Here is a 26130-nt window from a genome sequence, read left to right on the forward strand (position 1 = left end):
GCGCGGGCGGTGTGGTGGTCAGGACATCCGCTCGATGTCCGCGCCGATGCCGCGCAGCTTGGCTTCCATGCAGTCGTAGCCACGGTCCAGATGGTAGATGCGGTCCACCACGGTCTCGCCGTCGGCCACCAGGCCAGCAATCACCAGGCTGGCCGAGGCGCGCAGGTCGGTGGCCATCACGGTGGCGCCCGACAGGGGTGGATTCACGGCCTCGGCCTTGCCCAGGCCCTCGATCACGGCCACTTTGCCATCGGTCTGGATGCGGGCGCCCAGGCGCACCAGTTCGTCCACATGCATGAAGCGGTTTTCGAAGATGGTCTCGGTCACCGTGGAGGTGCCCTGCGCCACGCAGTTAAGGGCCATGAACTGGGCCTGCATGTCGGTGGGGAACCCGGGGTACTCGGTGGTGCGAAAGCCCTGGGCGCGCAGCTTGCCGGCACCGGGGCTCTGCACGCGGATGCCAGCCTCGACGGCCTGCACCTGCACACCGGCCTCGCGCAGCTTGTCGATCACGGCATCGAGGTGGTCGGCGCGGCCATGGCGCAGCACCACGTCGCCGCCGGTGGCGGCCACCGCGCACAGGAAGGTGCCGGCCTCGATGCGGTCGGCCACCACACGGTGGGTGCAGCCGGAAAGGCGCTCCACGCCCTGTATGCGGATGCGGCTGGTGCCGTGGCCCTCGATCTTCGCGCCCATGGCGATCAGCATCTCGGCCAGGTCGATGATCTCGGGCTCCTGCGCGGCGTTCTCCAGCACCGTCTCGCCCTCGGCCAGCGACGCGGCCATGAGGAAGTTCTCGGTGCCGGTCACGGTGACCATGTCGGTGGTGATGCGCGCGCCCTTCAGGCGCGTGGCACCGGCGGGCAGCCTGGCGATCATGTAGCCGTGCTCGACCACGATCTCGGCACCCATGGTGGCCAGGCCCTTGATGTGCTGGTCCACCGGGCGCGAGCCGATGGCGCAGCCGCCGGGCAGGGACACCGTGGCCTCGCCGAAGCGCGCCAGCAGCGGGCCCAGGGCGAGCACCGAGGCGCGCATGGTCTTGACCAGCTCGTACGGGGCCTCGGGCGTGTTCAGGCCGCTCGCGTCGATGCGCACCGTGCCGTCGGGGCTGCGCTCGGCCGCCACGCCCATGTTGCGGATCAGGGTCAGCATGGTGCTCACGTCCTGCAACTGGGGCACATTGAGCAGGGTGACCGGCTCGGCCGTGAGCAGCGCGGCGCACAGTTCGGGCAGCGCGGCGTTCTTGGCGCCGGAGACCAGCACCTCGCCCTGCAGGGTGCGGCCACCACGGATGAGGAGTTTGTCCATCACTAAACCAGTGAAAAAGTTGTTGGAAGGGCTGGGTTGCAGCGCCTCAGCGCGGCTGCGTTGCCCATTCGGCGGGCGTGAAGGTCTTCATGGACAGGGCGTGCACCTCGTCCGTCTGCATGCGCGTGCCCAGCGTGGCGTACACGCGCTGGTGGCGCTGGATGGGGCGCTTGCCCTCGAACTCGGCCGAGACGATGGTGGCGTACCAGTGGCGGCCATCGCCCTGCAGGTCGATGTGCTCGCAGGCCAGGCCGGCGGCGATGAGGTCTTTGAGTTGGTCGGCGGTCATGGGTGGGGCGTGGTTGTCTGCATCCGGGGCGGGCGGCAAGGGTACCGCGAACCGCTCCCGAGCGGTTCAGTATCGGTCAATGGCGGATCTTGTAGCCGGTGCGCAGCAGGTGCACGGCCAGCCAGCTGACCGCGAGCCAGGCCACGCCGACGATGGACAGGCTGAGCCAGGGCGAGGTGTCGCTCTGGCCGAAGAAGCCATAGCGGAAACCGTCGATCATGTAGAAGAACGGGTTCAGGTGGCTCACGGTCTGCCAGAACGGCGGCAGGGACTGGATGGAGTAGAACACGCCCGACAGGAAGGTCATGGGCACGATCACGAAGTTCTGGAACGCCGCCATCTGGTCGAACTTGTCGGCCCACAGCCCGGCGATGAGCCCCAGCGTGGCCAGCAGCGCGGCGCCCAGGAACGCGAACGCGAGGATCCACAGCGGTGCGGCGAACTCCGGCCGCGCGAAGGCGATGGTCACCAGGAACACACCCAGCCCCACGGCCAGCCCGCGCACGATGGACGAGCCCACGTAGGCCACGAACCAGGCCCAGTGCGACAGGGGGGTGAGCAGCACGAACACCAGGCTGCCCATGATCTTGCTCTGGATCAGGCTTGACGAGCTGTTGGCGAAGGCGTTCTGCAGCACGCTCATCATCACCAGGCCGGGCACCAGGAAGGCGGTGTAGCTGATGCGGTCGTAGACCTTCACATGGTCTTCGAGCACGTGGCCAAAGATCAGCAGGTACAACACCGCAGTGAGCACCGGGGCGGCCACGGTCTGGAAGCTCACCTTCCAGAAGCGCAGCACCTCCTTGTAGAACAGGGTCTGCCAGCCGGTCATGCGCGCACCTCCACAGGGGCCGCGCTGGGCGCCGCAGGGGGATGGGATGAGGACGTGCCGGCCATCACCTGCAGGAACACATCCTCCAGGTCAGGGCGGCGGATCTCCATGTCATGCACCTCCACACCCGCCACGCGCAGTGCGGCCAGGTGCTCCTCGATCTCGCGCGCGTCGTGCGCCGGCATCTGCACGATGCGGCCGGTGACGCGCGCCAGGCGCGCCAGCGCGGGCGGCAGCTCCACGTCGGCCTTGAACTGCAGCACGTTGCCCGAAGCGGCCTTGAGCAGGTCGCTGGTATCGGCCAGGGCCACCACCTGCCCGGTCTTGAGCATGGCGATGCGGTTGCACAGGGCCTCGGCCTCTTCGAGGTAGTGCGTGGTGAGCAGCACGGTGTGCCCTTCCTTGTTCAGGCGGGCGATGAATTGCCACAGGGTCTGGCGCAACTCCACGTCCACCCCGGCGGTGGGCTCGTCGAGCACGATGATGGGCGGCTTGTGCACCAGGGCCTGGGCCACCAGCACGCGGCGCTTCATGCCGCCCGACAGCTGGCGCATGTTGGCATTGGCCTTGTCCGTGAGGCCAAGGTGGTGCAGCAGCTCGTCGATCCAGGCGTCGTTGTTCTTGACGCCGAAATAGCCGGACTGGATGCGCAGCGCCTCGCGCACGTTGAAGAAAGGGTCGAAGACCAGTTCCTGTGGCACCACGCCGAGCTTGCGGCGGGCCTGGGCGAAGTTCGCCTGCACGTCGCTGCCCTGCACCAGCACACGGCCGTTGCTGGGGCGCGCCAGGCCGGCGAGGATGCTGATCAGGGTGGTCTTGCCGGCACCATTGGGGCCGAGCAGTCCGAAGAACTCCCCCTCCTCGATGTCCAGGCTGACCTGGTTGAGTGCCTGGAAAGGGCCTTTGGGCGTATCAAAGGTCTTGGAAACGGCTTGGAATGAGACTGCGGGCATGAGCCGCTGATTTTAAGGCCTGGTGCACAAACCTGCTGTGCCGGCCCCGGTAGCCCCTGCTAGGCGGGTCAGGCTGCAGGCAGCAGATCCGCGACGCCGTAGAGGCCGGCCATGCTGGCCAGCGCGGCGGGCAGGCCCTGCACGGCAAAGGTCTTGCGGTCCGAGAGCGCCTCGCGCCGGCACTCGAGCAGCACCGCCAAGGCGGAGGTGTCGAACACGGCCAATGCCTGGGCATCGACCACCACGCCCGGTTCCTTGTGCACCTTGAGGCCCTGCAAGAGCATGCGCAGGCACGCCGGTGCCTGGCGGTGGGTCAGCTCCTGCGGAAGGACCAGTACGGGCATGGAGGACGGCGCCTGGTCAGCCCTTGGTGCCGGCATTGGTCTTGTTGCGCGCCTGGAGCGTAGCGATCAGGCCATCCACACCCTTGGCGTTGATTTCCTGCGCGAACTGGCCCTTGTAGGTTTCCACCAGCCACACGCCGAGCACGTTGAGGTTGTAGATCTTCCAGCCTGCGCCATCACCCGGGGTCTTTTCCAGGCGGTAGTCGAGCTGGATGGGGTCGCCACGGCCCACGATCTCGGTGCGCACCAGGACATCCTTGTCGGCCGGGTCGGCGCGCAGGGGCTTGACCTGGATGCTCTGGTCGCCCACCTGGGCCAGCGCACCCGCATAGGTGCGCACCAGCAGGATCTTGAACTCGTCCTGCAGGCGCTTTTGCTGCTCGGGCGTGGCCTGGCGCCAGCCGGGGCCGACGGCGGCGGCCGTCATGCGGCGGAAATTCACATTCGGCATGACCGTCTTGTCCACCAGCGCGATCACCTTGGAGATGTCGCCGCCCTGGATGGACTTGTCGGCCTTCACCGTGTTGAGCACGTCGGTGGACAGGCGCTTGATCAGGGCATCGGGCGCCTCGTCGGCGGCCGAGGCCGCCAGCGGCAGACCCAGGGAAGTCACGGCCATCAAGGCCAGGGCCATGTGGCCCACGAGTCGTCGGTTCATCATCATGTCGTCTTCTTTCATGGGGCGGGCAAGGCACCCTTGATTTCATTGTGGGCGCGAAGCGCCTGCCATGTGCTTCTGCCCGGTAGCGGGTTGCAAGCAAGTGCAACACCAGGCAGGTGTTCAGGGTTCAGTGGTTCAGCGGGTCTTGGCATCCGCCGGCGGGGGCTCCTCGGGCAGCACACCGTCATTCGCGTTGCGTTGGCTGTCGTCCTTGTCCTTGTCCTTGTCGTAAGGGACCGCCCCAGCCTGGCTGCGCACCTGCAGGAACACATCGCGCGTGAAGCTGTACTTGTCGAGCGCCGCGCTGTCGAGCACCGAGCCGGCCCGCAGCAGGTTGGCACGCGCGTCCACCGCGCGCAGGGCGTACAGCGAATTGCGGGCCGATGTCGGGTCCACGTAGCGCCCGGGGTTGCCCATCATGTCGACAGGCAGGGCCAGGGTGTCGCGCACGGTGGAAGGACCCAGGATGGGCAGAACCAGGTACGGGCCGGTAGCCATGCCCCAACTGCCCAGCGTCAGGCCGAAATCCTGGCGGTAGCGGTCGATGCCGATCTCGCTGGCCACGTCCAGCACGCCGCCCAGTCCGAGGAAGGTGTTCACGTTGACACGCATGAAGCTGGAGGCCGCACCTTCGAGCCGCAGCTGCAGCACGTTGTTCACGAAGGACCAGACGTCGGTCAGGTTGGCGAAGAAGTTGCTCACGCCGGTGCGCACGAGCGGTGGCGTGACTTCCTTGTAGGCCGTGGCCACTGGCTTGAGCACGATGGCATCGACCTGCTCGTTGAATTGGGTGACGCCGCGGTTGTACGGCTCCAGCGGGTCGCGCGGATCGTTGCGGGGACCACTCGCGCAGCCGACCAGCAAGGCCAGACCCACCACGGCCACCAGGGCCCGGCCGGCACGCCGCAGCGCTGCAGCGCCATGGGCGGGGTGGTTTTCATCGTCGCGGGCAGTACCCGCTGGCATCCTGTTCATCATTTTTTGCTACCTGCCCCTGCGGGCTTACTGCCGTCTTCGGCCTTGCTGTAAAGAAATTGTCCGATCAGGTTTTCAAGCACCACGGCGGACTGCGTGGCGGTGATCATGTCGCCCGCCGCAAGGTTCTTCTCGTCGCCACCGGCCTCGATGCCGATGTACTGCTCGCCCAGCAGGCCGCTGGTGAGGATCTTGAGCGAACTGTCCTTGGGAAACACATAGCGGTCCTGCATGGCCAGCGTGACGCGCGCCTGGTAGGTCTTGTCGTCGAAGGCGATGGACTCGACCCGGCCCACGACTACGCCAGCGCTGCGCACGGCCGCCTGGGGCTTCAGGCCACCAATGTTGTCGAAGCGGGCGGTAAGCTGGTAGCCGCGCTGGAAATTGAGGGTCAGCAGGTTGGCCGACTGCAGGGCCAGGAACACCAGCGCCGCGATGCCCAGCATCACGAACAGGCCTACCCAGACATCATTTTTGGAGCGTTGCATGGTTGCGATCTCTTTGCTTACTTCTTAGATGCTGAACATCATGGCGGTGAGGAGGAAGTCCAGCGCCAGCACCGCCAGCGAAGCCATCACCACCGTGCGCGTGGTGGCGCGGGACACCCCTTCGGGCGTGGGCTTGGCGGCATAGCCCTGCAGCAGTGCCACGAAGGTGACGGTGATGCCGAAGACAAAGCTCTTGGCGACGCCGTTGCCGACGTCTTTCCACACATCCACCCCACCCTGCATCTGGCTCCAGAAAGCGCCGGGGTCGATGCCGATCAGCACCACACCGACCACCCAGCCGCCGATCACGCCGACGGCGCTGAACACCGCCGCCAGCAGCGGCATGGTGATGATGCCGGCCCAGAAACGCGGCGCCAGGATGCGGCGCACGGGGTCCACGGCCATCATTTCCATGGCGCTGAGCTGCTCGCCCGCGCGCATGAGGCCGATTTCGGCCGTGAGCGAGGTGCCCGCCCGGCCGGCGAACAGCAGCGCCGTGACCACCGGCCCGAGCTCGCGCACCAGCGACAGCGCCACCAGCATGCCCAGCGCCTCGGACGAGCCATAGCGCTGCAGCGTGTAGTAGCCCTGCAGGCCGAGCACGAAACCCACGAACAGGCCCGAGACGGCGATGATGGCCAGCGAATAATTGCCCAGGAAGTGCACCTGGTCGCGCACCAGCGAGGGCCGCATGAAGGTGGCACCGAACAGGCGCACCAGGCGCACGAACAGCTGCGCCGCGGCACCGATGTCGGCCAGTTGCTGGCGCACCGCCAGACCCACGTCGGAGGGTTTGTACCAGCTCACAGGCCTATCCCTCCGGCAGGGCCGAAGTCCTGCTCTGCCGTGGGCCCCGGGTAATGGAAGGGCACCGGCCCGGTGGGCAGTGCGTGCACGAACTGGTGCACCAGCGGGTCCTCGCTGGCGCGCACCTCGTCGGGCGTGCCCTGCGCGGCGACCACGCCCTCCCCCAGGATGATCACGTGGTCGGCCAGGCGGAAGGTTTCCTCCAGGTCGTGCGAGACCACGATGCTCGTCAGCCCCATGGCATCGTTGAGCTGGCGGATGAGCTGGGCAGCCGTGCCCAGAGAAATGGGGTCGAGCCCGGCGAAGGGCTCGTCGTACATGACGAGCTCGGGGTCGAGCGCGATGGCACGGGCCAGCGCCACGCGCCGCGCCATGCCGCCGGAGATCTCGCTGGGCATGAGATCGCGTGCGCCGCGCAGGCCCACGGCATTGAGCTTCATGAGCACCACATCGCGCACCAGCGCCTCGGGCAGGTCGGTGTGCTCACGCAGCGGAAAGGCCACGTTCTCGAACACATCGAGGTCGGTGAACAGGGCGCCGAACTGGAACAGCATGCCCATGCGCCGCCGTGCCGTGTACAGGGCGGCTGCATCCATCGTCCCCACATTCTGGCCATCGAACAGCACCTCGCCCTGCTGCGCCTGCTGCTGCCCGCCGATGAGGCGCAGCACCGTGGTCTTGCCGCCGCCCGAGGCCCCCATGAGCGCCGTGACCTTGCCGCGCGGCACGCTCAGCGACACGTCGCGCAGGATGGCGCGGTCACCATAGGAGAAGGTGACGTTGCGCAATTCGGCAAAGGGCGAGGGCTCAGGCATCGATGAGAAACAATGGGCAAGGATCAGAAACGGGGGTCCACACGCAAGGCAACCCACGCGCGGGGCAGCAGCGATGGTAGCCGAATCAGCAAACATACATACATGAATGTTTGCACACTTCCCGTACGGCTATGCAGCAGTGTCCGGTATGCCAGTGTCTGGTATTCCCGGAGGGACATTGCTTCCAATTGTGCCTACATCCTGCGTCGCGCGTGCGCAACGGTTTTTTCCCGGTACCTCCCCCTGTCCGCACCACGAAAAACGGCGCCGCTCGGGCGCCGCTCTCAGCCTTCGACCTGTCAGCGATCAGCGCGGCAGGTCCGAGTAGCCCATGAGGAACTCATCAACCGAGCGCGCGGCCTGGCGGCCCTCGCGGATGGCCCAGACCACCAGGGACTGGCCGCGGCGGATGTCGCCGGCGGCAAAGACCTTGGGGGCGCTGGTGGCATAGCCGCCATCGAACTCGGTGGTGGCGCGGGCGTTGCCACGGGCGTCCTTCTCGACGCCGAAGGCTTCGAGCACGGCGGCCACAGGGCTCACGAAGCCCATGGCCAGCAGCACCAGGTCGGCCTTGAGGATCTTCTCGGAGCCGGCGACCTCGACCATCTTGCCGTCCTTCCACTCCACGCGCACGGTCTTGAGGCCGGTGACCTTGCCCTTCTCGCCGATGAACTCCTTGGTGGAGATGGCGAACTCGCGCTCGCAGCCCTCTTCATGGCTGGAGCTGGTGCGCAGCTTGATCGGCCAGTAGGGCCAGGTCATGGGGCGGTTTTCGACTTCGGGCGGCTGGGGCATGAGCTCGAACTGCGTGACACTGACTGCGCCATGGCGGTTGCTGGTGCCCACGCAGTCGCTGCCGGTGTCGCCGCCACCGATCACGATGACGTGCTTGCCGTCGGCGCGCAGCTGGTTCTTGAGCTTGTCTCCGGCGTTGACCTTGTTCTGCTGGGGCAGGAACTCCATGGCGAAGTGGATGCCATCGAGGTCGCGGCCGGGCACGGGCAGATCGCGGCTCTGCTCGGCGCCGCCGGTGAGCAGCACGGCGTCGAACTCGGCCTGCAACTGCTCGGGGGTGATGGTTTCCTTGGCCCAGTTGGTGACCTTGGAGCCCTTGCCCAGACCGTCCTTGGCGGCACCGACGAAAACGCTGGTGCGGATGGTGACGCCTTCGGCCTTGAGCTGGTCAGCGCGGCGGTCGATGTGCGACTTCTCCATCTTGAAGTCGGGGATGCCGTAACGCAGCAGCCCGCCGATGCGGTCGTTCTTCTCGAACAGGGTCACGTCATGGCCCACGCGCGCCAGTTGTTGGGCCGCAGCCATGCCGGCGGGGCCGGCACCGATCACGGCGACCTTCTTGCCGGTCTTGTGCTTGGGCGGCAGGGGCTTGACCCAGCCCTCTTCCCAGGCGCGGTCGATGATGGCGTGCTCGATGGACTTGATGCCCACGGCATCGTCGTTCACGTTGAGCACGCAGGCCGCCTCGCAGGGTGCGGGGCAGATGCGGCCGGTGAACTCGGGGAAGTTGTTGGTGCTGTGCAGCACGGCGATGGCGCTCTTCCAGTCGGCCTGGTAGACCAGGTCGTTGAAGTCCGGAATGATGTTGTTCACCGGGCAGCCGCTGTTGCAGAACGGCGTGCCGCAGTCCATGCAGCGCGCGCCCTGCACCTTGGCCTGGGCCTCATCCAGGCCTATGACGAATTCCTTGTAATGCTTCAGGCGCTCGCCGACGGGCTTGTAGCCCTCTTCGATGCGCTCGTACTCCATGAAGCCGGTGGTCTTTCCCATGATTGCGTGTCCTATGTCTATGAATGCTGTGCAGGTGTGTGGTCGGGCAGCGCCTTACTTGGCGGGTACGGCCACGTTCTTGGAGGCCGGTGCCACCGCAGGGGTGGCAGGCTCCTCGAGCACCTTGCGTTCATAAATCTCGGCCAGCGCGCGCTTGTACTCGGTCGGGAAGACCTTGACGAACTTGCTGCGCGATGCCGCCCAGTTGTCGAGCAGTTCGCGCGCACGCTTGCTGCCCGTCCAGCGGTTGTGGTCCTCCAGCAGCTTCTTGAGCTGGGCTTCGTCGGTCTGGCCGTTGTGCCAGATGGCGCGTGGAACCGTGGCTTCCTGTTCGGACGACGGCAGGATGCGCTCGAGCGTGACCATGGACATGTTGCAGCGCGTGTCGAACTGGCCATCTTCGTCGTAGACATAGGCCACGCCGCCACTCATGCCGGCCGCGAAGTTGCGGCCGGTCTTGCCCAGCACCATCACGGTGCCGCCGGTCATGTATTCGCAGCCATGGTCGCCCGTGCCTTCGACGACCGCCGTGGCACCCGACAGGCGCACGGCAAAGCGTTCGCCGGCCACGCCGCTGAAGAAGGCTTCACCCGTGGTGGCGCCGTACATCACGGTGTTGCCCACGATGGTGTTGCGTACCGAGTCACCGCGGAAGTCGATGCTGGGGCGCACGACGACGCGGCCGCCCGACAGGCCCTTGCCCGTGTAGTCGTTGGCGTCGCCGATCAGGTACAGCGTGATGCCGCGCGTGAGGAAGGCGCCGAACGATTGGCCGCCCGTGCCTTCGAGCTGGATACGGATGGTGTCGTCCGGCAGGCCCTCGGGGTGGGCACGCGTCACGGCACCCGAGAGCATGGCGCCCACGGAGCGGTTGACGTTGCGCGCCACCTCGATGAACTGCACGCGCTCACCCTTGTCGATGGCCGGGCGGCTGCGCTCGATGAGCTTGCGGTCGAGCGTGTTCTCGATGTTGTGGTCCTGCACGTCCACGTGGTAGCGCGGCACGTCGGCCGGCACATTGGGCTGGGCGAACAGGCGGCCGAAATCGAGGCCGCGGGCCTTCCAGTGGGCGATGCCGGAACGCGTGTCGAGCAGGTCGGAGCGGCCGATCAGGTCGTCGAACTTGCGGATGCCGAGCTGGGCCATGATCTGGCGCACTTCTTCAGCGATGAAGAAGAAGTAGTTCACCACGTGCTCGGGCTTGCCCGAGAACTTGGCGCGCAGCGCGGGGTCCTGCGTGGCCACGCCCACGGGGCAGGTGTTGAGGTGGCACTTGCGCATCATGATGCAGCCTTCGACGACCAGGGGCGCCGTGGCAAAGCCGAACTCATCGGCACCGAGCAGCGCGCCGATGGCAACGTCGCGGCCGGTCTTCATCTGGCCGTCGGCCTGCACGCGCACGCGGCCGCGCAGGCGGTTGAGCACCAGGGTCTGCTGGGTTTCGGCCAGGCCGATCTCCCAGGGGCCGCCCGCGTGCTTGATCGACGACCAGGGCGATGCGCCCGTGCCGCCGTCGTGGCCGGCGATCACGAGGTGGTCGCTCTTGCACTTGGTGACGCCTGCGGCGATGGTGCCCACGCCGACTTCGGACACCAGCTTGGTGCTGATGCTGGCGTGCGGCGCCACGTTCTTCAGGTCGTGGATGAGCTGGGCCAGGTCTTCGATGGAGTAGATGTCATGGTGCGGCGGGGGCGAGATCAGGCCCACGCCGGGCACGCTGTGGCGCAGCTTGCCGATGTAGTTGGAGACCTTGCCACCGGGCAGCTGGCCGCCTTCGCCGGGCTTGGCACCCTGGGCCATCTTGATCTGGATCTGGTCGGCCGAGGACAGGTACTCGGCCGTGACGCCGAAGCGGCCCGAGGCCACCTGCTTGATGCGGCTGCGCAGGGAGTCGCCGTCCTGCAGGGGCAGGTCGACCTCGACGTTCTCGGCGCCGATCACGCTCTTCAAGGTGTCCCCCAGCTTGATCGGGATGCCCTTGAGTTCGTTGCGGTAGCGCGCGGCGTCCTCGCCGCCTTCGCCGGTGTTGCTCTTGCCGCCGATGCGGTTCATGGCCACGGCCAGCGTGGCATGCGCCTCGGTGGAGATGGAGCCCAGCGACATGGCGCCGGTGGCAAAGCGCTTGACGATTTCCTTGGCGGGTTCGACCTCGTCCACGGGGATGGCCTTGGCGGGGTCGATCTTGAACTCGAACAGGCCGCGCAGCGTCATGTGGCGCTTGCTCTGGTCGTTGATGATCTGCGCGTATTCCTTGTACGTGTTCCAGTTGTTGGCACGCGTGGAGTGCTGCAGCTTGGCGATCGCGTCAGGGCTCCACATGTGCTCTTCACCACGGGCGCGCCAGGCGTATTCGCCGCCGGCGTCGAGCATGGTCTCGAGCACGGGGTCGTCGCCGAAGGCGGCCTTGTGCATGCGGATGGCTTCCTCGGCGATCTCGAACACGCCGATGCCTTCCACGCGGCTCGCGGTGCCGGTGAAGTACTTGCCCACGGTGTCGGTGTTCAGGCCGATGGCCTCGAACAGCTGCGCGCCGCAGTAGCTCATGTAGGTGCTCACGCCCATCTTGGACATGATCTTGGACAGGCCCTTGCCGATGGCCTTGACGTAGTTGTAGATGGCCTTGTCCGGCGACAGGTCGCCGGGCATGTTCTTGTGCATCTCGGCCAGGGTTTCCATCGCGAGGTAGGGGTGCACGGCTTCGGCGCCGTAGCCGCCCAGCACGGCGAAGTGGTGCACTTCGCGCGCGGTACCGGTCTCGACCACCAGGCCGGCCGTGGTGCGCAGGCCGGCGCCCACCAGGTGCTGGTGGATGGCCGACAGGGCCAGCAGTGCTGGGATGGCCACCTGCGTGGCGCTCACGGCGCGGTCGCTGACGATCAGGATGTTGGCACCGCCCTTGATGGCGTCCACGGCCTGTGCGCACAGCGAGGCGAGCTTGGCTTCCACGCCCTCACGGCCCCAGTCCAGCGGGTAGGTGATGTCGATGGTGGCGCTCTTGAACTTGCCTTGCGTGTACTTTTCGATGTCGCGCAGCTTGGCCATGTCGGCGAAGTCGAGCACGGGCTGGCTCACTTCGAGCCGCATGGGCGGGTTGACCTGGTTGATGTCCAGCAGGTTGGGCTTGGGGCCGATGAAGCTGTTGAGCGACATCACGATGGCCTCGCGGATCGGGTCGATCGGCGGGTTCGTCACCTGGGCGAACAGCTGCTTGAAGTAGTTGTACAGCGGCTTGTTCTTGCCCGAGAGCACGGCCAGCGGGCTGTCGTTGCCCATGGAGCCGATGCCTTCCTCGCCATTGCGGGCCATGGGGGCCATCAGGAACTTGATGTCTTCCTGCGTGTAGCCGAAGGCCTGCTGGCGGTCGAGCAGCGGCAGCGTGGCGGCTTCGGGCGCAGGCGCGTCGGCCGCAGCGTCGATGCTGTCGAGCTTGATGCGCAGGTTTTCGATCCACTGCTTGTAGGGCTTGGTGTTGACGACGTTGGCCTTGAGCTCCTCGTCGTCGATCATGCGGCCCTGCTCCAGGTCGATCAGGAACATCTTGCCGGGCTGCAGGCGCCACTTGCGCACGATCTTGTTCTCGGGGATGGGCAGCACGCCCGATTCCGAGGCCATGATGACCAGGTCGTCGTCGGTGATGCAATAGCGCGAGGGGCGCAGGCCGTTGCGGTCCAGCGTGGCGCCGATCTGGCGGCCATCAGTGAAGACGATGGAGGCCGGGCCGTCCCAGGGTTCCATCATCGCGGCGTGGTATTCATAGAAGGCGCGGCGGCGCTCGTCCATGGTGGTGTGCTGCTCCCAGGGCTCGGGGATCATCATCATCACGGCCTGGCTGATGGGGTAGCCGGCCATGGTCAGCAGTTCCAGGCAGTTGTCGAACGTGGCGGTATCGGATTGGTCGGCGAAGCTGATGGGGTAGAGCTTGTGCAGATCGGCCGCGAGCACGGGCGAGGCCATCACGCCTTCGCGCGCCTTCATCCAGTTGTAGTTGCCCTTGACGGTGTTGATCTCACCGTTGTGCGCCACGTAGCGGTAGGGGTGGGCCAGCGGCCACTCGGGGAAGGTGTTGGTGGAAAAGCGCTGGTGCACCAGGCCGATGGCCGAGACGCAGCGCTCGTCCTGCAGGTCCATGTAGTAGGTGCCCACCTGGTCGGCCAGCAGCAGGCCCTTGTAGACCACGGTGCGGCTGGACATGCTGGGAACGTAGTATTCCTTGCTGTGCTTGAGCTTGAGGTTCTGGATGGCGGCGCTGGCGGTCTTGCGGATCACGTACAGCTTGCGCTCCAGCGCGTCCTGGACGATCACGTCGTTGCCGCGGCCGATGAAGACCTGGCGCAGGATGGGCTCCTTCTTGCGCACGGTGGGCGACATGGGCATGCCGACGTTCACCGGCACGTCGCGCCAGCCGAGCAGCACCTGGCCTTCGGCCTTGATGGCGCGTTCCATCTCCTGCTCACAGGCCAGGCGCGAGGCATGCTCCTTGGGCAGGAAGATCATGCCCACGCCGTATTCACCGGCGGCAGGCAGCGTGACGCCCAGCTTGGCCATCTCTTCGCGGTACAGCGCGTCGGGGATCTGGATCAGGATACCCGCGCCGTCGCCCATGAGCTTGTCGGCACCCACGGCACCCCGGTGGTCGATGTTCTCCAGGATCTTCAAGGCCTGCGTCACGATGTCGTGGCGCTTGACGCCCTTGATGTGGGCGACGAAACCGAGGCCACAGGCGTCGTGTTCGTTGGACGATGAATACAAACCGTTTTGTTGGAGATGCTGGATCTCGGCAGCCGTGGTCATGGCGCACTCCTCATGAATTTTCGCAGGGAGTGCAAGATTAGTGCATTGCAACATGCAAGGCAAGCATATTAATTAGGGTCAGATTCTTATTAAATTACCCAACCGAGCAAGTCGGATTTAATTGGGGACATATTTAACCGAAGCGAATTGCGGGCGATCGTTTTGAAAACCCGTTCAGAGCTCGATGGAGGGCGCGGGCATCGGCGGCCGGCCTGGCTTGGCCTTGGCCACCCGACGGGGGGTCAGCTTCTGCAGCTCTGCAACGAAGTCGGGCTCGCCCAGCGCCCATCCGCTCAAGGCAGACTGCGTGAGGGCCTGGAGCTGCGTGTCGCCCAGGCCCGATTGCACCAGAGCGGCATAGGCAGCCTCGCGCGCGAAAGGCGTGTTGCCCAGCGCCCAGTACAACGCATGGGTGGTAAGAAGCTTGTCGGTACGCAGTCCCAGCCAGTGGGCGTGGCTGGACCAAGGGTAGTCCGCTGCGCGCGCGGCGATGCCGGCGCGCACGGGATTGAGATCGATATAGACCATGCAGGCCAGCAAATGGCGCTCGGCCTCTATCACGGTGGAGCGGTAGCGCCCCTCCCACAGAGTGCCAGTGCGGCCGTGGCGCTGGTTGAAGTAGCGCACATAGCTGCGGCCGATGGACTGCATCATCTGCGGCAGGCCTTCGTCGGTGGCCGGCGTGGCCAGCAGATGAAAGTGGTTGTCCATGAGCACATAGGCATGCAGGGCCACCTGGAACTTGCGCGCGTTTTCGTCCAAGAGTACCAGTATGGCCTCGAAGTCGGCCCGGTCCAGGAAGATCGCCTGGCGGTTGTTGCCGCGCTGGATCACATGGTGGGGAAAGCCGGGCAGTGTCAGTCGGGGCAGGCGGGCCATGGCGAAGGCGGGTGGTTGGAGGGAACGGAGAGGCATGATATACCTGTCCCCTATTTCACCCAATGCGGTGCCCGCCGCCCACAGGGACCCAGAGTGGATTCTAGGAGCGTGCGCGGCAGAAGGCATCGAAGCGAAACGTCCGAAAACCGAGGATCGCTGGGTAGTACCGACAAGCCCAGGGTGGCCCCCTGGGCGCCGGAGGTGATACCCGGCGAGACCGGTTTGTCGGGCGTTGCAGCCGATGCTCCTTCTGCCGCGCACGCTCCTAGGGCGCGACGGCTTCGGCGCTGTCCGCCTGTACTTCGGCTCCGGGCTGCAGCCCGAAGCGTGCGGCCATCGCCTGCTCCAGCCCCATTTCGCGCAGGATGGCGCGCAGACGTTCAGCCGCGCTGCGCTTCTTCTGGCCGGTGTAGCGTGCGATGATGAGCTCGTTCTTCATGCTGTGCTCCCAGCCCACGAGCTCGGTCACCGTGACCTGGTAGCCGCTGGCCTCCAGGTACAGGCAGCGCAGCACGTTGGTGACCTGGCTGCCCAGTTCGCGCGTGTGCAGGGGGTGGCGCCACAGCTCGGCCAGCGGCGTGCGCGACAGCTGCAGCGCCTTGCCCTGGCGCAGGCAGGCGGCCATCTCGGCCTGGCAGCAGGGCACCAGGACCATGGCGCGGGCCCGCTTTTGCAGGCCGAAGGCCATGGCATCGTCGGTGGCGGTATCGCAGGCGTGCAGCGCGGTGACGACATCGACCTGCGCAGGCAGTTCAGCGGCATCGGAGGATTCAGCCACCGACAGGTTCAGGAAGGACATGCGGCCAAAACCGAGCCGCTGGGCCAGCGCGCGCGACTTGTCCACCAGCTCGCTGCGCGTTTCGATGCCATAGATATGGCCGCGCGAGAGCGCCTTGAAGTACAGGTCGTAGAGGATGAAGCCGAGGTAGGACTTGCCCGCGCCATGGTCGGCCAGGCTGGGGCTGTGCCCCTCGGCCGACAACTCGGTGAGCAGGGGCTCGATGAAGTTGAACAGGTGGTACACCTGCTTGAGCTTGCGCCGCGAATCCTGGTTGAGCCGCCCATCGCGGGTGAGGATGTGCAGCTCCTGCAGCAGCTCGATCGACTGGCCTGGGCGCAGTTCGGACAGCAGATCCGCTTGTGCTGCTGGGGCACCCTTGCCCGCAGGCTTGGCGCTTTGCTTGTTGCGGGGCGCGTTCATGCAGCACCTCCCACCGCTGGGGCAGCGGCGCAGCCGGCACCAACCTGCAGAGCCTCCCACCCCGGCATGCCCAGCTTTTCAAGCACTTCGATATTGCGTTCGTAGATGGTCTCGGCCTCGGGGAAGACCTCTACCGCGTGGTCGATGCTTTCCTCACGCAACAAGTGCAGCGTAGGATACGGGGAGCGGTTGGTGCAGTTGGTCACGTCGTCCGCGGCGGTGCCGGCGAACTGGAACTGTGGATGAAAGCTGGCGATCTGCAGCGTGCCGTCGAGTTCGAGTTCGTCCACCAGGTCTTCTGCCGCGCCGAGAAAGTCGTTGAAGTCCAGGAAATCCGCCAGCAACGGCGTGGGCACGAGGAGCAAGGTGGTGTCCCGGACGGCTGCATCCATCCCCGCCAAAGCAAGCAGCTCTTCACGCAGGTCGGCCAACAGTTGCTGGGGATGGACGGCGGCACTCACCACGTAGTGGATCTGCCCCTTGGCGTGCACTCCCTTAGCGAAAGGGCACAGGTTCAGTCCGATGACGGCCCGCTCCAGCCATTGCACCGTGTTGCGGACGACCGGGTGCTCAGCAGGGGGCAAGGAGACCTCGGTCGATGGCAAGGCCGCAGAAGAATGGGTGTTCATGCAAAGGCGCTGGGTGCGCGCGTGGGGTGGCTGGCAATTTTAACGGGCGGGGGCCAGCAGGTCTTTTGCCACCCTTTTCGGCCGGATCCAGCGCCCCTCCATCCGTCAGTAGAGCAGGCGTTGTCCCGTCAAGCGCTCGTGCTCTCGCGCGGCGAAGCGGTCCGTCATGCCCGCAATGAAATCGGCAATCGCACGCGCCTTGACCATGCCATCGCTGGTGCTGGCCTGTTGCGCAAAAGCGGGGTTCATCTCCTGCGGCGTCTGCACATAGGCGGCAAAGAGGTCCCGCACGATCTGCTGCGCACGCCCGGTGGTCTCCATGACCTGGGGATGGCGGTACAGGTTCTTGAACAGGAAGCGCTTGAGCACCGTGGACTGCTCACGCATGGCATTGCTGAACATCACCAGCGGCTCAGACTGCCGCACCGCGTCGGCGCTGTCCGGCGCCGCCTGTGCCAGCGCCGCCGAGGTAGCGTCGATCACGTCGTACACCTGGGCGCTGAGCATGAGGCGAATGGCCTCGAACAGCAGGCGGCGGTGCATGGCGGCATCGTTCAGGTGCGGGTGCGCCACCTGGGCCGCATGGCGGTACTGGTCGAAGAGCGGCACCTCGCGCAGTTGCGCCAGGGTGATGAGGCCAGAACGCACTCCGTCGTCGATGTCATGGGCGTTGTAGGCGATCTCGTCGGCAAGGTTGCACAGCTGGGCCTCCAGACTGGGCTGCTCGCGGCGCAGGAAGCGCCCCCCAACCCCGCCCGGCTCGGCCTCCTCAAGCTGCTGTGCATGGGTGCGCGAGCAGTGCTTGAGGATGCCCTCGCGCGTCTCGAAGCTGAGGTTCAGGCCGTCGAAATGGGGGTAGCGTTCTTCCAGCTTGTCCACGACGCGCAGGCTTTGCAGGTTGTGCTCGAACCCGCCATGCCCGGCCATGCAGCCGTGCAAGGCGTCCTGCCCGGCATGGCCAAAGGGTGTATGGCCCAGATCGTGGGCCAGTGAAATGGCCTCGACCAGGTCTTCGTCGATGCGCAACGAGCGCGCAATCGAGCGCCCCAGTTGCGCAACCTCCAGCGAATGGGTCAGGCGGGTGCGGAACAGATCGCCTTCGTGGTTGAGGAAGACCTGGGTCTTGTAGACCAGCCGGCGAAAGGCCGTGGAGTGCACGATGCGGTCGCGGTCGCGCTGGTACTCTGTCCGCGTGGGTGCCGGCGCTTCGGGATACCGCCGGCCCCTGCTCAGGGCAGACAGGCTGGCATAGACGGCAAGATTCGCTCTATTGGTCAAAATTCCTGCCATCAATCAACAGGTGGTGGTGCCGCTGAACAGGCAGGACGAAGGCCTCCCGCATCGTTACTGGCAGCATGCATCGATCACCTCCCGCACCAGCGCATCGGGAGCCGCTCGGACAATCGCCTTGCCAGGGCCATCGATGAGCACGAAGCGGATCTCGCCCGCCTCGGACTTCTTGTCGATGCGCATGAGCTCCAGGTAGCGGCCTGCGTTGTCGGCCGCGTCGAGGACAGGCCCCTTGGTCGGCAACCCAGCACGCTCGATCAGCGTGACGAGCCGCTGCACGAAGGCATCGTCGACCAGGCCCAGACGGCGCGAGAGTTCGGCTGCCATCACCATGCCGGCACCCACGCCTTCGCCATGCAGCCACACACCGTAGCCCATGCCCGCCTCGATGGCATGGCCGAAGGTATGGCCAAAATTCAGGATGGCCCGCAGGCCGCCCTCACGCTCGTCCTGGCTCACCACCCAGGCCTTGATCTCGCAGCTGCGGCGCACGGCATGGGCCAGTGCCACCCGATCGCGCGCACGCAAGGCATCAACGGAGGACTCCAGCCACTGCATGAATGCCATGTCGGCGATGGGCCCGTACTTGAGCACCTCCGCCAGCCCGGCACTCATCTCGCGCGCGCTCAACGTGTCGAGCGTGGCCAGGTCGCACACCACCAGCCGAGGCTGGTAGAACGCGCCCACCATGTTCTTGCCCAGCGGGTGGTTGATGGCCGTCTTGCCTCCCACCGAGGAATCCACCTGCGCCAGCAAAGTCGTGGGTATCTGCACAAAGGGCACGCCGCGCATGTAGGTCGCTGCGGCAAAGCCGGTCATGTCGCCGATCACACCACCGCCCAGCGCGAACAGCACGGCCTTGCGGTCGCAACCATTCGCAAGCAGGGCGTCGAAGATCAGCTGCAGGGTTTCCCAGCCTTTGAACTCCTCGCCGTCCGGCAAGGTCACCGTGTGCACGACCGGGTAGCGCTTGCGCAATGCCTCCACCACCTGAGCGCCATACAAAGGGCCTACGGTGTCATTGGTGACGACCAGCGCCGATGTTCCGCAGGGGAGCTCCAAGCCCCCTTGCAGGCGACTGAGGAGGTCTGCACCGATTTCGATGCCGTAACTGCGATCACCCAGGTCAATGGAGACAGTGTGGGAGGCGATGCCTGCGGTGGATGCAGGGCGAGCAACAGGATTCAGATCGACGGTTTCAGACATAGGGCTGTAGTTTACGCAGAATGCCGTCGCGCTCCCCAGGAGACATCACGGGCGGCAATGTCCAATGGAGAAAGCCCCGTGGGTCAGGACCCACGGGGCTTTCCAATTCTCCTGCAGGGCGCTCAGAGGACTCGAAAATTCCGAATCCAGCCAAACGCCCCTTGGGGACTCATCAAGGGCACGCCGCCGTGTTGGCACCGATCTGCACAGACACCTGCTGAGTCACGGTGACCGAACCGCGGGTCGCCGTCACCAGGAACCTGGCATTGCAGGAGGCGGTAGGGGTGCCGCTGACCACACCGCTGTTGCCCGTGCTGCTGCCCCTCAGGCCTGCTGGCAGGGGGGTGGGGGCGAAGGTCCATACCACGGGGTCCGTCGCATTTCCACCAGTCACTGACAAGCTGTACAGATACGCTTCGCCAACATTCCCAGCAGGCAGAGAGCACACGGCACTGCCATTGCTCACACAGCCGTTCACCGTCAGGGGATTAGGGACAGACGCACCAGCCTCCACCGTGAACTTCACATTGCCCGATGCCTTGGCACCCAGGGAATCGACCACCGTAAGCACCCCGCTGTAGGAGCCAGGACCTTGGGGCACCCCGCTCACGATGCCATCATTGCTGATGGACAGACCACTTGGCAGCGCAATAGCGGACCAGGTGTAGGGACCAACGCCTCCCTGAACTGGGAACACTGCGGCAAAAGGCAGGCCAACCGTCGCCTCCTGATCCGCAGGCGTGGGCAGGGTCAGCGGCGCCTGTGCAACGTTGTCAACCACAGGCACTGCGTGAAGCGCCGTCACTGGGTCCTGAATGCCGTTGGTGACGTCATTGTCAAACCGGTCAGTGACATATTCCAGCACGATAGCGCCGTTGCTAGGACCGCTTGAAAGTGAGAACAGTCCCACGCCGCCAATGGTACGCACTTGCAAGACGCTACCCGACTGGTTCCCTTGCAACAGGCGTGCACCCACAGCAGCTTGGCCAATCGGTCGGATGCTGACTTGCAAATTAGGGGCCGACGGAGCTGGAATAGGCTGATTGGCATCGTCCATGACGAACGCTTGCACGCCGATATTGTTCCGGTAGGGAACCCGGGCAATGTTGTCTCGCGACAACAAAACGCCAGGAGCTTCTGCCACTCCTGTGACGCTCGAGACTTTACCCGTCGCAGCGCCCACCGCAATGTCCACGCTCGCGCTGTATACCCTCCTGTCACGAGGGTCGGTCACCGAGCAAACGACACGCGCTGTGCCTGCCTGATCGCCTGCATGAAAGTGAAAGGAAGCGCCACCAGCGTTGGCACCCAAGACGATAGAGCGGAAGGGTAACTGATTTCCATTGTCGTCTTCGTGTTCTTCATCGCCATCAAGATAGTACAAGGCCCCAGTATCGAGACCTTGGACAATATTGCAGGCAAAGATATCTTCGCCGCCGGGAATAGGGTTGGAGCCGACTCGTGCATCCACATAGAGCGTCGTTGTATAAGCTGCAAAGGCACCGATATTGGCAGGCGAATTGCCGATATTGATGGGCAACTGAGATTTTGCCGTCGTCAAAGTAATGCGGTACTGGAGATTGGACTCTCCCCCACTACCCCCGCCACCACCGCAAGCCGCTAGCACAGCAACAGAGGACAGGAGAAAGGCTTTCCATAACTTTTTCATTTTCTTTCCCATTTCAAATAACTTTAACGGAATGCCGAGCGATCGGTGATGACTTTGGGTGTGATGAAAATCAGCATTTCCTGCTTATTCGCTGATTTCGTGCGCGTCTTGAAAAGATTGCCCACCCCGGGAATATCGCCCAGCAGAGGAACCTTGGTTTCAGTGTTGTCTTCGAACAACTCAAAAATTCCGCCAATCACCACAGTTCCACCATTCTCCACCAGCACCTGCGTCTTGATGTGCTTGGTGTTGATTGCCCGCACATTGTTCAGCACCTCGCCAGGGCTGTCTTTGTTGACATCCAGATCAAGAATGATATTGCCTTCAGGGGTGATCTGAGGCAGCACTTCCAGCTTCAGCACGGCCTTCTTGAACGCAATCACCGTTCCGCCATTCGGCGCAGTCACCGGGTAAGGGAACTCCGTGCCTTGTTCGATAGACGCCTTTGTCTGGTCAGCAGTCACAACCCGCGGGCTGGAGACGATCTTGCCTTTGCCATCGGCCTCCAGCGCAGAGATTTCGAGATTCAAGAATCGGTTCGCAGCCGAATTGAAAATAGAGATCGCAAAGCTCGATGGATCGTAGCCGCCAATCGCAGTGGCTGGCAGATTGACAAAGTTACCATTTGTGTTGACCACGCCACCCGCCGAAGTGGACGCGACCGCATTGCTGTAGTTGGTTCCAAAACCAATCCGGTTGCCACTGGTCCCCAACGAGTACCCACCGTCTCCACCACGCGCAGCGCGAAGGTCTGTCGCACCCAGTCGCACTCCAAGCGAACGCCCAAATGTGTCAGACGCCTCCACAATGCGCGCTTCGATCATCACCTGCCGAACGGCGACATCCAGCGTAGAAAGGAGCTGGCGCACCTCTTCTAGCTTGCTGGCTGTATCAGTTACGAACAGTTGGTTGGTGCGCGGCTCGGCAATGGCGCTGCCACGTTCGCTCAAAAAGCGATTCGACGTCCCTCCCGAAGAAGTGGCGGAAAGCTGCACCACCATGTCTACTGCCTTGGCATAGTTCATCTGGAACGCCTGCGTCCGCAGAGGCTCAAGCTTCTGAATGGCCAATGCGGCTTCAAAATCTTTCTTCGTACGGTCATCTATTTCGTCCTTGGGGGCAATCCAGAGAACAGAACCATTCTTGCGCATGCCAAGGCCCTTGGCATCCATGATGATCTGCAGAGCCTGATCCCACGGAACATCCTTGAGCCGCAGTGTCAGCGCGCCCGTGACCGTGTCGGAAGTAACGATATTGAAGTTGGTGAAGTCAGCAATCACCTGCAGCAGGGACCGCACCTCGATGTTTTGGAAGTTGAGCGACAACTTTTCACCACTGTAGCCAGGCCCCTGGGTCAGCTTGGTCAGATCCACCTTCTTCTGGCGCACTTCCACCACGAACTGGTTGTCACTCTGGTAGGCGCTGTGCTCCCACTCCCCGACCGGCTCGATCACCATGCGCACGCGCTCACCCTGCTGCGTGGTCGAGATGATCTGCACGGGCGTACCAAAATCCGTGACATCCAGACGCCTGCGCAACCCCTCGGACAGCGAAGACTTCAGAAAATCCACCGTCAGACCCTTGCCAATGGGGCGCAGGTCCACACCGACCTGGTTATTGGGCAGCGTCACCACCACCCTGCCAGACCCGTCGGCACCACGTCGAAAATCGACGTCCTTGATGGCCATCACTTCGGTATTTGCATTTTCCGCGAAGCTCACTGGCTGCGAAGTGGTTGCGACGGCGGGAGCCGAGTTGTTATCCAGATAAACCAGTACCGACTTGCCCTGAAGTTCCGTACGGTAGGACGACGCCTGTTTCAAATTCAGCACCACCCGTGACCTCCCAGGAGCCTGGACCAAATTGGCCGAACGGATGTTCCCCTGATTGATCTGCACCGCCGACTTTCCCATTGCACTGGTCGTGTCAGGAAAATCCAAGGCGATACGCGCAGGAGATTGCGTCACGAAGCCCGTCGGCAAAGCCGACACAGGCTCTGAAAAATCAATCCGTACAATCTCGACCCCACCTTGCATGGCACCCGAAATATTCTCAATGGAGCCTTGCGCCCATGCCAGCGACGACGCAGCAACCGATGTCGCAAGAAGTACGCCTCGATTGAAAAATCGCATCATCCCGAAACTGTTCTGCTTCATTTTTTTACCCCTTCTTGCAACTCAAGCGACGTCGTGCGTTCAATCCAGTCGCCTGTCGCGTCCTGCACAATCTCACGCAGCTGAATGGCTGTTTCATTGATGGACGTGATGCGCCCATAGCTCTGCCCAAGGTACTGGCCTACTGTGACCTGGTACAGCAGCTTGTCGGCCGTGACCAAGGCTGCCGGCTGTCCCTTCTTTTGCAGACTGCCCACCATCTTGATGGTATCCAGCGGATACGCCTCCAAAGGCTCCTTGCGGCGCGCCATTTCTGGCGCAATCAACGCGGCGTTGGAAGCCAGTTGCGCAGAATCCCTGCGCAAAGCCTGTGTCAGCTTGAGAGGATTGAAAGGCTCCAGCTGCGCATCCGCTGCGTAGGCCTCAGGCTTGAATTGTTTGGGCTCGGTAATCGGGGTCACGCGCGGCTTGGCCTGCGCACGCTCATCGCTGATCCACTGCCGCACTTCATCCTCGCCCGAAGCAATACAGCCACTCAACGCTGCAGCACAGGCAAGTGCCAACCCGCTTTTCAGAACTCTCATTTTGCAGCTCCCTTCGCTGCCGTCTTGCGCTGTGCCTGAATTTCTTCAGAGTCAAGATATCGGAAGGTCCGAGCCGTGGCGTCCATGACCAGAACGCCATTAGCTATATCTCGCTCTTTGTCTTTGCCCTGAGGCGCGCTAATCGCCACATCATTCAAAGTGACAATACGCGACAAATGGGCGATGTCGGAAGCAAATGCCCCCATATCGTGGTAGCGGCCTGTCACCCGGACGGAAATGGGCAACTCTGCATAGTACTCCCGGACAACGACCTGTCCTGGCCGGAAGAGTTCAAACTGCAAACTACGCCCCAGCCCGGATTGGTTGATATCAGAGAGAAGCGCAGCCATTTCCGCCTTGCTAGGCAGTTGCTTTTCCAACTGGATAACATACTGCTGAACCTGCTCGCGCTGCTTCTTCAAGGCATCCAGGCTCACCGCCTTTTGGAGCTTCTTTTTGTAGTCTTCGCGCAGCGTCAACTCGGTGGCCTTTTCCGTCTGCAGTTCCACCTCATAGTCCGTCAGTTTGACAAACCAGAGCGCAACCGCTACTGCCACGACAATGAACAGACACAGCATATACCGAGGAAGCGGCGGCCACAGCGAGGGATCCTTGGTATCCAGATTGGTGAACTGGCGTTGCAGGTTTGCAAACTGCGCAGACACATCGACTTTTTGGGCTTTGATTTTTGCCATGGGTCAGCCTTTAGCAGAACTTGCTGCTGTTTCCATCGCCTTGCGCGCTTCGCTGGATTTCACCAATTGAAAGCGAAGGTTGAACGATGCGACCCGCCGGGTGTCCCGAGGGGACAGGGCCACGTTGCTCGCCACAATCTCCACCAATTCGGGTTTGGAAAGCCAAGGTGTGTTGTTGGAAAGATTGCGCAGCATTTCCGAGATCCGCTCATTGGACTGCGCTACTCCCTTGATTTCAATCGACTGGTTGGTCTGTTTCAAACTGGTCACATACACGCCGTCAGGCAGTTGCTTGACCAACTCCGTCAGCAAGTGAACCGGCAGATTGCGATCCGCCTGCAGATCCTCCACAGCCTTCTGGCGGGCGCGCAGTGCAGCGATTTCTTCTTCGATATTGGCAATTTCCTTAATCTGGCCTTCAAGCACTTTAATTTCAGACTTGAGGACCCCATTCTTGGCTTGCTGGTCCTCAATCAGTGTTTGCAAGACCCAATAGATCAGCCCGGCGATCAGCAGACCGATGATCGCGGAAGCCACCATCGTCGCCTGAAATCCTTCACGGCGGCGTTTTCTGGCGGCTTCCCGGTGGGGAAGTAAGTTAATCAAGATCACTGCAGGAACCTCCGCATGGCAAGGCCGCACGATGTCAGGTAGGAAGGCGCTTCGCGCACCATCTTCTTGAGCCGCACCGAGTTGCCGATTTCCATGCCATCAAAGGGATTGGCCAGGCTGCAGGCAAAACCTGTTTGCTGGGTGACTGCCTCCGTCAAGCCGGGCAGCGGAGCAGAACCACCCGCCAGGACGATGTGATCGATGCGGTTGTGGGGGGTACTGGTGAAGAAGAATTGCAGCGCCCGACCGATTTCCTGGGCCATGTTGTCCACGAAGGGCCGCAGCACCGCCGCCTGGTAATCCTCGGGCAGATCGCCATTGCGCTTCTTGTTCTCGGCCTCTTCCACCGAAAAACCATACTGCCGAACAATCAACTGGGTCAGCTGTGCACCGCCGAATGCCTGGTCGCGGTCGTACACCACCTCATCATTGCGGATGACCTGCATGCTGGTGGTCACGGCCCCTACCTCGAACAGTGCCACCAGAGCGTCCACACCCTTGTTGGGCAAGGCCTCGATCAAGCGGCCTGCGGCCAGGCGCGAGGCATTGGACTCGATATCCACCACCACGGGCTTGAGTCCGGCAGCTTCTGCGAGCCCCTGCCGGTCCTGCACTTTTTCCTTGCGAGACGCGGCAATCAAAACCTCCACATCACCCGGGGAACTCTTGCTGGGCCCTATGACACAAAAGTCCAGGCTCACCTCGTCCAGAGAGAAAGGAATGTACTGATTTGCTTCAGACTCGACCTGGACTTCGAGCTCCTGCTCGGTCATGCCGCCGGGCAGGGTGATCTTTTTGGTGATCACCGCCGAGGGGGGCAAAGCGAGCGCCACATTTTTGGTGCGGGTGCCGCTTTTCTTCACGAGGCGACGCAGGGCTTCGGCCACTTCGTCGAACTTTTCGATATTGCCATCAGTGATCCAGCCGCGTTCCAGCGGCTCGATGGCACAGCGCTCTAGGACCAGGCCTCCCGCCTTGTCCCGCCCCAACTCGACCAACTTGACGCTGGATGAGCTGATGTCGATACCCAGCAGAGGCGCAGCCTGGCGACTGAACAAAGATCCCGTTGAGATCAAGATGGGTCCCCTGTAACTTGTCAAAATGACGCAACAAAACTTAACACTTCACATGAATGCTATCAGTAAGGTAGTTCACCGGCAAAGAATTTTCCCCATCTGATCGGTTCCGAGCGTTGCCAAA

The 26130-nt window shown here is 63.5% G+C and carries 23 protein-coding genes; all 23 read right to left on the reverse strand.

The window, feature by feature from the left end; genetic code table 11:
- Positions 1 to 18: 18 nt before the first annotated feature.
- The 23 genes from murA to U5N23_RS24410 all read right to left on the reverse strand — a co-directional run bounded on the left by murA (position 19) and on the right by U5N23_RS24410 (position 26006).
- The gene (gene murA / locus U5N23_RS24300; protein ID WP_322595266.1) at positions 19 to 1311 is read right to left on the reverse strand and encodes a UDP-N-acetylglucosamine 1-carboxyvinyltransferase; all 1293 of its coding nucleotides are present in this window, start codon (positions 1309 to 1311) and stop codon (positions 19 to 21) included.
- Positions 1312 to 1357: 46 nt separating this feature from the next.
- Positions 1358 to 1600, reverse strand: a complete 243-nt coding sequence (locus tag U5N23_RS24305; RefSeq protein WP_322595267.1) for a BolA family protein — start codon at positions 1598 to 1600, stop codon at positions 1358 to 1360.
- 76 nt (positions 1601 to 1676) lie between these two features.
- Positions 1677 to 2432, reverse strand: coding sequence for an ABC transporter permease (locus U5N23_RS24310; protein WP_007855757.1), 756 nt, complete (start codon positions 2430 to 2432; stop codon positions 1677 to 1679).
- Positions 2429 to 3385, reverse strand: a complete 957-nt coding sequence (locus tag U5N23_RS24315) for an ABC transporter ATP-binding protein (protein ID WP_322595268.1) — start codon at positions 3383 to 3385, stop codon at positions 2429 to 2431. Before U5N23_RS24315 ends, U5N23_RS24310 begins: the two co-directional genes overlap by 4 nt.
- Positions 3386 to 3453: 68 nt before the next feature.
- A complete protein-coding gene (locus U5N23_RS24320) occupies positions 3454 to 3729 on the reverse strand; it encodes an STAS domain-containing protein (protein WP_322595269.1) in 276 nt (91 codons plus the stop codon).
- 16 nt (positions 3730 to 3745) lie between these two features.
- Positions 3746 to 4393, reverse strand: coding sequence for an ABC transporter substrate-binding protein (locus U5N23_RS24325; protein ID WP_322595567.1), 648 nt, complete (start codon positions 4391 to 4393; stop codon positions 3746 to 3748).
- 132 nt (positions 4394 to 4525) lie between these two features.
- The gene (locus U5N23_RS24330; protein WP_322595270.1) at positions 4526 to 5356 is read right to left on the reverse strand and encodes a VacJ family lipoprotein; all 831 of its coding nucleotides are present in this window, start codon (positions 5354 to 5356) and stop codon (positions 4526 to 4528) included.
- A gap of 8 nt (positions 5357 to 5364) precedes the next feature.
- Positions 5365 to 5853 carry an outer membrane lipid asymmetry maintenance protein MlaD gene (mlaD, locus tag U5N23_RS24335; RefSeq protein WP_322595271.1) on the reverse strand — a complete coding sequence of 163 codons (489 nt, stop codon included), beginning with the start codon at positions 5851 to 5853 and terminating at the stop codon, positions 5365 to 5367.
- Between the two features lie 24 nt (positions 5854 to 5877).
- Positions 5878 to 6660 (reverse strand): lipid asymmetry maintenance ABC transporter permease subunit MlaE, encoded by a 783-nt coding sequence (mlaE, locus tag U5N23_RS24340; protein WP_322595272.1) that lies wholly within the window; start codon positions 6658 to 6660, stop codon positions 5878 to 5880.
- Positions 6657 to 7475 carry an ABC transporter ATP-binding protein gene (locus tag U5N23_RS24345; RefSeq protein ID WP_322595273.1) on the reverse strand — a complete coding sequence of 273 codons (819 nt, stop codon included), beginning with the start codon at positions 7473 to 7475 and terminating at the stop codon, positions 6657 to 6659. The genes mlaE and U5N23_RS24345 overlap by 4 nt, the downstream gene beginning before the upstream one ends.
- 306 nt (positions 7476 to 7781) lie before the next feature.
- Positions 7782 to 9260, reverse strand: coding sequence for a glutamate synthase subunit beta (locus tag U5N23_RS24350; protein ID WP_322595274.1), 1479 nt, complete (start codon positions 9258 to 9260; stop codon positions 7782 to 7784).
- A 54-nt stretch (positions 9261 to 9314) separates the two neighbouring features.
- A complete protein-coding gene (locus U5N23_RS24355) occupies positions 9315 to 14051 on the reverse strand; it encodes a glutamate synthase-related protein (protein WP_322595275.1) in 4737 nt (1578 codons plus the stop codon).
- Positions 14052 to 14225: 174 nt separating this feature from the next.
- Positions 14226 to 14930 carry a transposase gene (locus U5N23_RS24360; RefSeq protein WP_322595276.1) on the reverse strand — a complete coding sequence of 235 codons (705 nt, stop codon included), beginning with the start codon at positions 14928 to 14930 and terminating at the stop codon, positions 14226 to 14228.
- A gap of 265 nt (positions 14931 to 15195) precedes the next feature.
- The gene (locus tag U5N23_RS24365; RefSeq protein WP_322595277.1) at positions 15196 to 16131 is read right to left on the reverse strand and encodes an SAM-dependent methyltransferase; all 936 of its coding nucleotides are present in this window, start codon (positions 16129 to 16131) and stop codon (positions 15196 to 15198) included.
- Positions 16128 to 16760, reverse strand: coding sequence for a DUF1415 domain-containing protein (locus U5N23_RS24370; RefSeq protein ID WP_322595278.1), 633 nt, complete (start codon positions 16758 to 16760; stop codon positions 16128 to 16130). Before U5N23_RS24370 ends, U5N23_RS24365 begins: the two co-directional genes overlap by 4 nt.
- A gap of 105 nt (positions 16761 to 16865) precedes the next feature.
- Positions 16866 to 18050, reverse strand: coding sequence for a deoxyguanosinetriphosphate triphosphohydrolase (locus U5N23_RS24375; protein ID WP_322595279.1), 1185 nt, complete (start codon positions 18048 to 18050; stop codon positions 16866 to 16868).
- Between the two features lie 54 nt (positions 18051 to 18104).
- Positions 18105 to 19256, reverse strand: a complete 1152-nt coding sequence (aroB, locus tag U5N23_RS24380) for a 3-dehydroquinate synthase (RefSeq protein WP_322595280.1) — start codon at positions 19254 to 19256, stop codon at positions 18105 to 18107.
- A gap of 172 nt (positions 19257 to 19428) precedes the next feature.
- Positions 19429 to 20925, reverse strand: coding sequence for an Ig domain-containing protein (locus U5N23_RS24385; protein WP_322595281.1), 1497 nt, complete (start codon positions 20923 to 20925; stop codon positions 19429 to 19431).
- A gap of 23 nt (positions 20926 to 20948) precedes the next feature.
- Positions 20949 to 23060, reverse strand: coding sequence for a type IV pilus secretin PilQ (gene pilQ / locus U5N23_RS24390; RefSeq protein ID WP_322595568.1), 2112 nt, complete (start codon positions 23058 to 23060; stop codon positions 20949 to 20951).
- Between the two features lie 17 nt (positions 23061 to 23077).
- Entirely contained in the window at positions 23078 to 23623 is a 546-nt protein-coding gene (locus U5N23_RS24395) for a pilus assembly protein PilP (RefSeq protein WP_322595282.1), read from the reverse strand.
- Positions 23620 to 24318, reverse strand: coding sequence for a type 4a pilus biogenesis protein PilO (locus tag U5N23_RS24400; protein WP_322595283.1), 699 nt, complete (start codon positions 24316 to 24318; stop codon positions 23620 to 23622). The genes U5N23_RS24395 and U5N23_RS24400 overlap by 4 nt, the downstream gene beginning before the upstream one ends.
- A gap of 3 nt (positions 24319 to 24321) precedes the next feature.
- Positions 24322 to 24930 carry a PilN domain-containing protein gene (locus U5N23_RS24405; RefSeq protein WP_322595284.1) on the reverse strand — a complete coding sequence of 203 codons (609 nt, stop codon included), beginning with the start codon at positions 24928 to 24930 and terminating at the stop codon, positions 24322 to 24324.
- Positions 24927 to 26006 carry a pilus assembly protein PilM gene (locus U5N23_RS24410; RefSeq protein ID WP_322595285.1) on the reverse strand — a complete coding sequence of 360 codons (1080 nt, stop codon included), beginning with the start codon at positions 26004 to 26006 and terminating at the stop codon, positions 24927 to 24929. Before U5N23_RS24410 ends, U5N23_RS24405 begins: the two co-directional genes overlap by 4 nt.
- Positions 26007 to 26130: the final 124 nt, after the last annotated feature.

Source organism: Acidovorax sp., assembly GCF_034519795.1.
GTDB lineage: Bacteria > Pseudomonadota > Gammaproteobacteria > Burkholderiales > Burkholderiaceae_C > Acidovorax.

Coding starts and splice junctions, on each gene's coding strand:
- murA (WP_322595266.1), bottom strand. CDS start 1,311: ATGGACAAACTCCTCATCCGTGGTGGCCGCACCCTGCAGGGCGAGGTG.
- U5N23_RS24305 (WP_322595267.1), bottom strand. CDS start 1,600: ATGACCGCCGACCAACTCAAAGACCTCATCGCCGCCGGCCTGGCCTGC.
- U5N23_RS24310 (WP_007855757.1), bottom strand. CDS start 2,432: ATGACCGGCTGGCAGACCCTGTTCTACAAGGAGGTGCTGCGCTTCTGG.
- U5N23_RS24315 (WP_322595268.1), bottom strand. CDS start 3,385: ATGCCCGCAGTCTCATTCCAAGCCGTTTCCAAGACCTTTGATACGCCC.
- U5N23_RS24320 (WP_322595269.1), bottom strand. CDS start 3,729: ATGCCCGTACTGGTCCTTCCGCAGGAGCTGACCCACCGCCAGGCACCG.
- U5N23_RS24325 (WP_322595567.1), bottom strand. CDS start 4,393: ATGATGATGAACCGACGACTCGTGGGCCACATGGCCCTGGCCTTGATG.
- U5N23_RS24330 (WP_322595270.1), bottom strand. CDS start 5,356: ATGCCAGCGGGTACTGCCCGCGACGATGAAAACCACCCCGCCCATGGC.
- mlaD (WP_322595271.1), bottom strand. CDS start 5,853: ATGCAACGCTCCAAAAATGATGTCTGGGTAGGCCTGTTCGTGATGCTG.
- U5N23_RS24345 (WP_322595273.1), bottom strand. CDS start 7,475: ATGCCTGAGCCCTCGCCCTTTGCCGAATTGCGCAACGTCACCTTCTCC.
- U5N23_RS24350 (WP_322595274.1), bottom strand. CDS start 9,260: ATGGGAAAGACCACCGGCTTCATGGAGTACGAGCGCATCGAAGAGGGC.
- U5N23_RS24355 (WP_322595275.1), bottom strand. CDS start 14,051: ATGACCACGGCTGCCGAGATCCAGCATCTCCAACAAAACGGTTTGTAT.
- U5N23_RS24360 (WP_322595276.1), bottom strand. CDS start 14,930: ATGGCCCGCCTGCCCCGACTGACACTGCCCGGCTTTCCCCACCATGTG.
- U5N23_RS24365 (WP_322595277.1), bottom strand. CDS start 16,131: ATGAACGCGCCCCGCAACAAGCAAAGCGCCAAGCCTGCGGGCAAGGGT.
- U5N23_RS24370 (WP_322595278.1), bottom strand. CDS start 16,760: ATGAACACCCATTCTTCTGCGGCCTTGCCATCGACCGAGGTCTCCTTG.
- U5N23_RS24375 (WP_322595279.1), bottom strand. CDS start 18,050: ATGGCAGGAATTTTGACCAATAGAGCGAATCTTGCCGTCTATGCCAGC.
- aroB (WP_322595280.1), bottom strand. CDS start 19,256: ATGTCTGAAACCGTCGATCTGAATCCTGTTGCTCGCCCTGCATCCACC.
- U5N23_RS24385 (WP_322595281.1), bottom strand. CDS start 20,925: ATGAAAAAGTTATGGAAAGCCTTTCTCCTGTCCTCTGTTGCTGTGCTA.
- pilQ (WP_322595568.1), bottom strand. CDS start 23,060: ATGATGCGATTTTTCAATCGAGGCGTACTTCTTGCGACATCGGTTGCT.
- U5N23_RS24395 (WP_322595282.1), bottom strand. CDS start 23,623: ATGAGAGTTCTGAAAAGCGGGTTGGCACTTGCCTGTGCTGCAGCGTTG.
- U5N23_RS24400 (WP_322595283.1), bottom strand. CDS start 24,318: ATGGCAAAAATCAAAGCCCAAAAAGTCGATGTGTCTGCGCAGTTTGCA.